Annotated in this window: 4 protein-coding genes; all 4 read left to right on the forward strand. The window is 43.1% G+C overall.

Features of this window, described 5'->3' with window-relative positions:
* Positions 1–81 precede the first annotated feature (81 nt).
* Positions 82–3162 (forward strand): SusC/RagA family TonB-linked outer membrane protein, encoded by a 3081-nt coding sequence (locus ACFSTG_RS00500; protein WP_380747389.1) that lies wholly within the window; start codon positions 82–84, stop codon positions 3160–3162.
* Positions 3163–3179: 17 nt separating this feature from the next.
* Positions 3180–4628, forward strand: coding sequence for a RagB/SusD family nutrient uptake outer membrane protein (locus ACFSTG_RS00505; protein WP_380747391.1), 1449 nt, complete (start codon positions 3180–3182; stop codon positions 4626–4628).
* Positions 4629–4703: 75 nt separating this feature from the next.
* Positions 4704–5435 carry a PepSY domain-containing protein gene (locus ACFSTG_RS00510; protein WP_380747393.1) on the forward strand — a complete coding sequence of 244 codons (732 nt, stop codon included), beginning with the start codon at positions 4704–4706 and terminating at the stop codon, positions 5433–5435.
* A 176-nt stretch (positions 5436–5611) separates the two neighbouring features.
* Positions 5612–7123 carry a histidine ammonia-lyase gene (gene hutH, locus ACFSTG_RS00515; RefSeq protein WP_380747395.1) on the forward strand — a complete coding sequence of 504 codons (1512 nt, stop codon included), beginning with the start codon at positions 5612–5614 and terminating at the stop codon, positions 7121–7123.
* The last annotated feature ends 141 nt before the right edge of the window (positions 7124–7264 follow it).

The raw sequence follows: 7264 nt of genomic DNA on the forward strand, positions 1-7264 counted from the left end.
TTAGTCATGCTTTTATAGTGTATGCTGATATCTCCCCGGCATTCTTATTTTCAAATTATCCAATTTTAAAACACCTACTTTATGAAAAGTAAATTTTTATTGATGCTGACCCTTTGTGTAGGGTTAGTAGGGCAGCTTACTTTTGCCCAGGAAAAAACAGTTACCGGAACTGTAACCGACGAGAACGGTATGCCTATTCCGGGAGTGAATGTGGTGGTCAAGAATACAACCAACGGAACGCAAACCAATTTCGACGGGGAGTATACTATTACTGCACAGATTGGCGATGTTCTTAACTTCAGCTATATCGGAAAAAAGGTCGTTAATAGAACCGTGGGTTCCTCTACGGTTATTAACGTGGAGATGGAGAAGAGCGCACAAGCCCTTGATGAGGTCATGGTCGTGGCCTATGGATCAGCCAATAAACGAAGTTTTACAGGAGCGGCCGAAACAGTCACCAATGAAGCCGTGACCCGTGGGGCAACCGCCAGTTTTGAAACGGCTTTACAGGGAAAAATTTCCGGGGTGAATATTTCTACTTCTGGTCAACCAGGAGGTCAATCTAATGTGCAGATTCGCGGGATTGGCTCCATTAGCGGTTCAACTCAGCCTCTGTACGTGCTCGATGGAGTGGTGATCAATACTGATTCGAATCTGAGGGCAGGGGATTATATGACGGGAAGTACCGGATACAATCCGTTATCTACGATCAATTCCGAAGATATAAAGAGTATAACAGTCCTGAAGGATGCTGCTGCTTCCTCTTTATATGGATCCAGGGCCGCAAACGGGGTGGTGATCATTACCACCAAAAAAGGAAAAAGGGGAGAGACTGAAATTTCCCTTGGAGTAGAGACCGGCTGGAGTGAGAACCTCACTGAAGAAAAACTGATCAACAATGAACAGTTCAAAGATCTTTGGATTGAGGGACAAATAAATCAATATATCCAAAACGGTGAAAATGCCGAATTCAGGAGAGTATATGGAGATAATTCTCTATACAGTACCTACCAGAATCAGGCCATTACAGATTATGAAGGTATTTATGGTAATACCAATGCCAACGCAGACTGGATGGATGCTATTTACCAAACCGGAACCCTCAGAAAATACAATCTTTCTGCAAGAGGTGGGAATGAAAGTATTTCCTTTTTTGTATCAGGTAACTACCTGGATCAGGCAGGAACCGTTATCGAAACCGGAATGAAAAGATATTCCGGAAGGCTTAACCTGGAAAATCAGGCCAAGGACTGGATAAAGCTAGGTGTCAACCTTTCTGTTGCAAAATCTGAAAGGGATGCGGCCAATATTGACGGAGCCTATGCCGGGGGGTTAAACCCATTATACATGGCGCGTGTCTTGCCTCCAGCCGCTCCAATCTATGATCCTGAAGGATACGGTGGATTTGCAAACCTTCCGAATGATATCGAAAAGAATGCGAACCCTATTGGAGTCCTCAAAGTTGGGGAATATGAAAATACTGAATTCCGTGTTAGGGGAGATGCTTTTGCCGAATTCCAGATCCTGGAGCCCCTTAGTTTTAAAACAACCTTTGGTGTAGACCAGCAGGCAATAGATGAAACTCTCTATGACAATAAAGAGTTTGGTGCAGGGGGAGGAATCTGGAACGGGGTTCTAAACCGTGTAAAAAGTGAAGTTCTCCAATACACGGTGTCCAATATCCTCAATTATAACGACAATTTTGGGAAACACGGTTTTGATGTGCTTTTAGGACATGAACTGCAGGTCTCGAAGATGAATTCCATCAATGTATATGGCTACGATGTTCTTGATAGTGAATTGCTTTCGGCTAGTAGCATAGGGTCACTATGGTCACATACGGGATATGCAGAGAATTATTCCCTTCTTTCATACTTCTCGCAAGTGGCCTATAATTTTGATCAGAAGTATTACCTGTCGTCAAGTATCAGGAGAGACGGTTCCTCAAGATTTGGGAAAGCCGCTCGCTGGGGTACCTTCTGGTCTGTTTCAGGAGCCTGGGTTGCCACAGATGAAGATTTCATAGATGTAGACGGGCTGGATTATCTTAAATTTAGAGGTAGTTACGGTACCAACGGAAACCTGCCTCCGCAATATTATGCAGCATTGGCATTTTTTGAAACTGATGGAAAAGGTTATGGAGGAGAATCTGGTTTGTCTTATGGACAACTGCAAAATCCCGATCTTTCCTGGGAGCAAAGTAAAAACTTCAATTTTGGAATAGATTTGAACCTTTTCAGAGAAGTTGACCTTTCTGTGAATTATTTCCATAAAAAAACACAAGATCTATTGCTGAATGTGCCGGTTTCACCTACAACAGGTTTCCTTACCCAGCTACAGAATTACGGGGAAATGGTGAACAAAGGATGGGAATTTGAAGTTGGGTACAGTCCTTTATCAAATGATAATTTCTCCTGGAGTACCAGTGCGAACCTGACGATACTTGATAATGAGATCACGAAGTTGAAAAATACCATTGTCTCTACCTACAGTGCGAGATATGGCCAGGATCCTTTGATCATTAAAGAAGGGGAGAGCATTTATTCTTTCTACCTCAGGGATTACGCAGGCGTAGACCCCGAAACAGGCCTGGCCCAATATAATGTTCTGGAAAACGGGGAAAGAACCGGGGAAGTTACAACAGATGCACAGAGTGCCGGTTTCGGAATTTTCGGGAATGCCCTGCAGGATTTACAGGGAGGCTTCTTTAATGAATTCCATTATAAGAACTTTTCATTTGATTTTCTATTCACTTTTGGAATGGGAGGAAAAGTTTACGACCGTACTGCCTTTAAGCGGGATGATGATGGATATGCCCCTCAATTCACTAATACAGAGGCTCAGTTAAATCCATGGAACCCTAATAACACAAATGCTACTGTACCAATCAGGATCAATGGAAATCCTACTTTTTCGAATGATGTTTCCACCAGGCATCTGTATGATTCAGATTACCTGAAACTAAAGAACGTGAAACTGAGTTATAAACTACCTTCCATGTGGAATACGGTAAAAGGTGGGTCTGTTTATGTTCAGGGGGACAACCTTTTACTGTTAACCGAACTTGATGGGTATGATCCCGAAGCAGTCGCCGATGGGGTGAATTTCTTCCAGGTACCCACTGCAAGGACTTTAATGCTGGGACTTCAATTACAATTTTAGACTTAAAAAGCAAAAAAATGAAAATATTAAAAAATACATTAGTGATCTTAGGTTTGCTTTCCCTCCAGGGATGTAGCGAAGATGTGCTGACACAGACACCAGACCATGTAATTTCTGAAAATCTGGTACTCAATTCCGTAGAAAAACTGGATAAACTACTCGTTGGTACATACAATGAAGTTTCCCGAAACACCTATCTCGGAAGGGTCTTATACAAAAGGGCGGCTGTTAAAGGAACAGATTTCAGGTTTGTGAAAACCACCTTTAATCCAAGGGAGTATGAATCTATCGCCTATAAATATGAGGAAAGCGCGAACAATAGCGGAAGCTGTGAAGCGCTGTGGCGACAGTCTTTTAAAGCCATCAACAACCTGAACCTTATCATCAATAACATTGATGCAGCAGAAGGTAGTGCCACAGCAAAGCAGGAGATCCTGGGGGAAGCTCTTGGACTTAGAGGAATGGTATATTTTGATTTAGCCCGAACTTTTGCCTATCCATGGATAAAGTCCGGAGCCTCTTCTCAAGGTCTGCCGCTAAAACTTTCTTCGGAAGAAGTTGTGGTAGAAAGAAGCTCTTTGGGACAAACTTATGACCAGATCCTTCTGGATCTGCAGACGGCTCATGATCTTCTGGGAGAAAATACCTGGGAGCAGGGTAGTACGCAATACCTCACCAAGACAGGCATCAAGGCTTTAATGGCCAGGGTATACCTTTATAAACAAGACTGGGATAATGCTCTGAAATATGCTGAAGAAGTAATTTCAGCCAGAGGGGAATCGAACCTTATGGGAGTAGATTCCTATGTCTTTGATGACTATAATTCCGAATCCCTTTTTGAATTGAGTATCACCAGCCAGAATTCTTTAGGAAGTAATGGTCTTGGAGCACAGTTTGACGTGAAAGACGGGGGGCAGGGAGATGTGATCGCCACGCAGACCTTTGTTGACCTTTTGGGTGCCTATGAGAATGATCCCCGTGCTGCGCTCCTTGAGGAGGATAAAGAAGGAACACAGCAGGCTTTCGTTAAATACACCAATAGAAGTGACGGAGGAGGACTTAGTGCTCATAATATTCCTGTACTTAGGTTGTCTGAAATGTACCTGATCGCGGCAGAAGCAACTGCTCATGGAGCCGGAGGAGGAGACACTGAGGCGTTGAATTATTTGAATACTCTTATTGAAAACAGGACTACCAACTTTGCATCCCACAAGGCAACCGAAACCGGAGAAGCCCTTAAAGATAGGATCGCCGATGAGAGGAGAAGGGAACTTGCCCTTGAAGGCCATGGTGTATACGACTACATTCGCAGGGGAAAAGATATACTACGTCCCGTAGATGAACATGTGAATACCGGGGTGGATGCAGCGAACCTTGATATTCAGGCTACAGATAACAGGACGATCTGCCCTATCCCGGCAAGTGAGGTAGAAGCTTCGGGAATGCAGCAAACAGAAGGATATTAAAAAGAGAAAACTAAAAATCAGGGAGATCAGATCATTCAAAAAATGAGATGACTGGTCTCCTTAAATAAAATAAAAATGGTAAAAAGAAAAACAGCCTTAAAATTAAGGCAAACCCACAGGTATCTTGGATTATTCCTGGGAATTCAATTCATCATGTGGACCGTGAGCGGACTCTATTTCAGCTGGACCGATATTGATGAGATCCACGGAGATCACTACCGGAATGCCGAAATGGTGCACACGAATTTTTCAGGACTTCAGAGTCCTTCAGATATGAATCCTGATACTGAGATTCACGCAGTAGAACTTAAAGAAATTGCAGGGGAACCTTATTATTGGATCAACCATGGAATTCTTCAGAATGCGAAGACAGGAGAGATCAAACAGGAAATTTCACAGGAGGAAGCCCTCGCGGTAGCCGACAAACATATGATGGAGGGGTTGAAAATTGAGAATGTAGAAAAAATAACTTCTACAGGGAAACATCACGAATATCGTTCGGGACCACTTCCGGCATATGTGATCTCCTACGACACTCCCGAAAATATCAGGGCCTATGTACATGCAACAACCGGGAGTTTCCAATCCCTTAGACACCGGGACTGGCGTTGGTTTGATTTTCTTTGGATGACCCATACAATGGACTACGAAGGCAGGGATGATTTTAACAACATTATACTTAGAGCATTCTCTTTACTGGGATTGATCACGGTATTAAGTGGTTTTGTACTGTGGTACATTTCTTCCCCAACTGTTCGGAAAGTTATTAATCCGAAAAAGAAGAAGAAAAAGAAAACCCGTGTTTAAAAATTATTAACCTCCGGATCCCGGCAACGGGATCCTTTACGGCTCTTTTAAGATAGAACTCAATTAGTCAAAAAAGGCTGTCAAAAGACAGCCTTTTTTATTAACTGAAGCGTGGGCAAGAAAATAGCCCGCCGGGGTTTTATCTTTAGAGGAGGCGTCTTTGAAAAAATTAATCAATGTCCATTCATTATATATCGACAGATTTTCTCGATCTCGAGCAGATCAGGGAGATCATTCAGAAAGAAAAAAAACTTGGGTTAAGCGAAAGCTCCAAAAGCTTGATAACCGCATCCAGGGAATACCTTGAACACCGTATAAAAAGAAATCAGGAACCTGTTTATGGTATCAATACCGGTTTTGGCTCTTTGTGCAATGTTACCATTTCTTCGACCCAGCTGGAACAATTACAGGAAAACCTGGTCAAGTCCCATGCCTGTGGTACAGGAGAACCGGTTGCGAAACCAATCGTAAAACTGATGCTGTTCCTAAAGGTTCAATCCCTTAGTTACGGCCATTCCGGAGTTAGACTTGAGACGGTGGAGCGGCTAATTGAGATGTACAACAATGATGTGCTTCCCGTGATTTATGAACAGGGATCTCTGGGAGCCTCGGGAGACCTGGCGCCTTTAGCTCACCTTTCCCTTCCTTTACTAGGCGAGGGAGAGGTTTACTACAAAGGGTGCAGGAGAAGGGCAGGAGAAGTGCTTGAAGAATTGGGCTGGCATATCCTTGGCCTGCAAGCCAAAGAGGGATTGGCTCTTCTCAATGGAACCCAGTTTATGGCGGCACATGGAATTCATGCCTTGTTGGAGTCCCATAGATTATGCTTTTTAGCAGACGTCATTGGGGCCACCTCAGTGGATGCTTTTTACTGTAATATGTCACCTTATGATCCGCTGGTACACGAGATACGACCACATGCCGGCCAAATTCGAACTGCAAAAAGAATAAGGAACATTTTGAAAGGGAGTGAGATCTCGGTTAAAAAGAAAGTAAGTGTACAGGATCCTTATTCCTTCAGGTGTATTCCACAGGTGCACGGGGCAAGTAAAGATACCCTGGCCTTTGTGGAAAAAGTAATTCTTACCGAAGTGAACTCGGTGACCGATAATCCAAATATATTCATCAAGGAAGATAAGATCATCTCGGGAGGTAATTTTCATGGACAACCCCTGGCCCTGGCTTTAGATTATCTTGCAATAGCCATGGCTGAATTGGGGAATATTTCTGAACGCAGAACCTATCAGTTGATATCAGGCACCCGGGAGCTTCCGGCTTTTTTAGTGAAAGATCCCGGGCTTAACAGCGGATTCATGATCACGCAGTATTCTGCGGCAAGCCTGGTAAGCCAGAATAAACAATATGCTACGCCCGCTAGTGTAGATTCTATAGTTTCTTCCAATGGGCAGGAAGATCATGTAAGTATGGGAGCAAATGCTGCAACAAAACTTTTAAAGGTAACTACCAATGTTTTGAGCATTATGGCAATAGAACTTTTTAATGCTTCGCAGGCCCTTCACTTCAGGGAGCCGGAAAAAACTTCTCCTGTTTTGGAAACCTTTTTAGATGGATTCAGGTCCCGGGTACCCATTTTGGAAAAAGACGAAATCATGTATGAACATATTGCTTCGGCCAGAAAGTACCTTTCTGAGGTGCAACTGGAAACAATGAGAGAACAAATCAACTAAAAAATAACTTTTTTAAAGATGAATTTTAAAAATCAAATTTTAGAAGGAATCCCCGATACGCTGCCTGCAGCAAAGAATTATGATCCTAATGCTAATCATGCTCCAAAACGCAAGGAGATCTTAAATCCTGAAGAAAAAAAA

Source organism: Salinimicrobium flavum (assembly GCF_042684505.1).
Lineage (GTDB): Bacteria > Bacteroidota > Bacteroidia > Flavobacteriales > Flavobacteriaceae > Salinimicrobium > Salinimicrobium flavum.

Coding starts and splice junctions, on each gene's coding strand:
- ACFSTG_RS00500 (WP_380747389.1), top strand. CDS start 82: ATGAAAAGTAAATTTTTATTGATGCTGACCCTTTGTGTAGGGTTAGTA.
- ACFSTG_RS00505 (WP_380747391.1), top strand. CDS start 3,180: ATGAAAATATTAAAAAATACATTAGTGATCTTAGGTTTGCTTTCCCTC.
- hutH (WP_380747395.1), top strand. CDS start 5,612: ATGTCCATTCATTATATATCGACAGATTTTCTCGATCTCGAGCAGATC.
- ACFSTG_RS00510 (WP_380747393.1), top strand. CDS start 4,704: ATGGTAAAAAGAAAAACAGCCTTAAAATTAAGGCAAACCCACAGGTAT.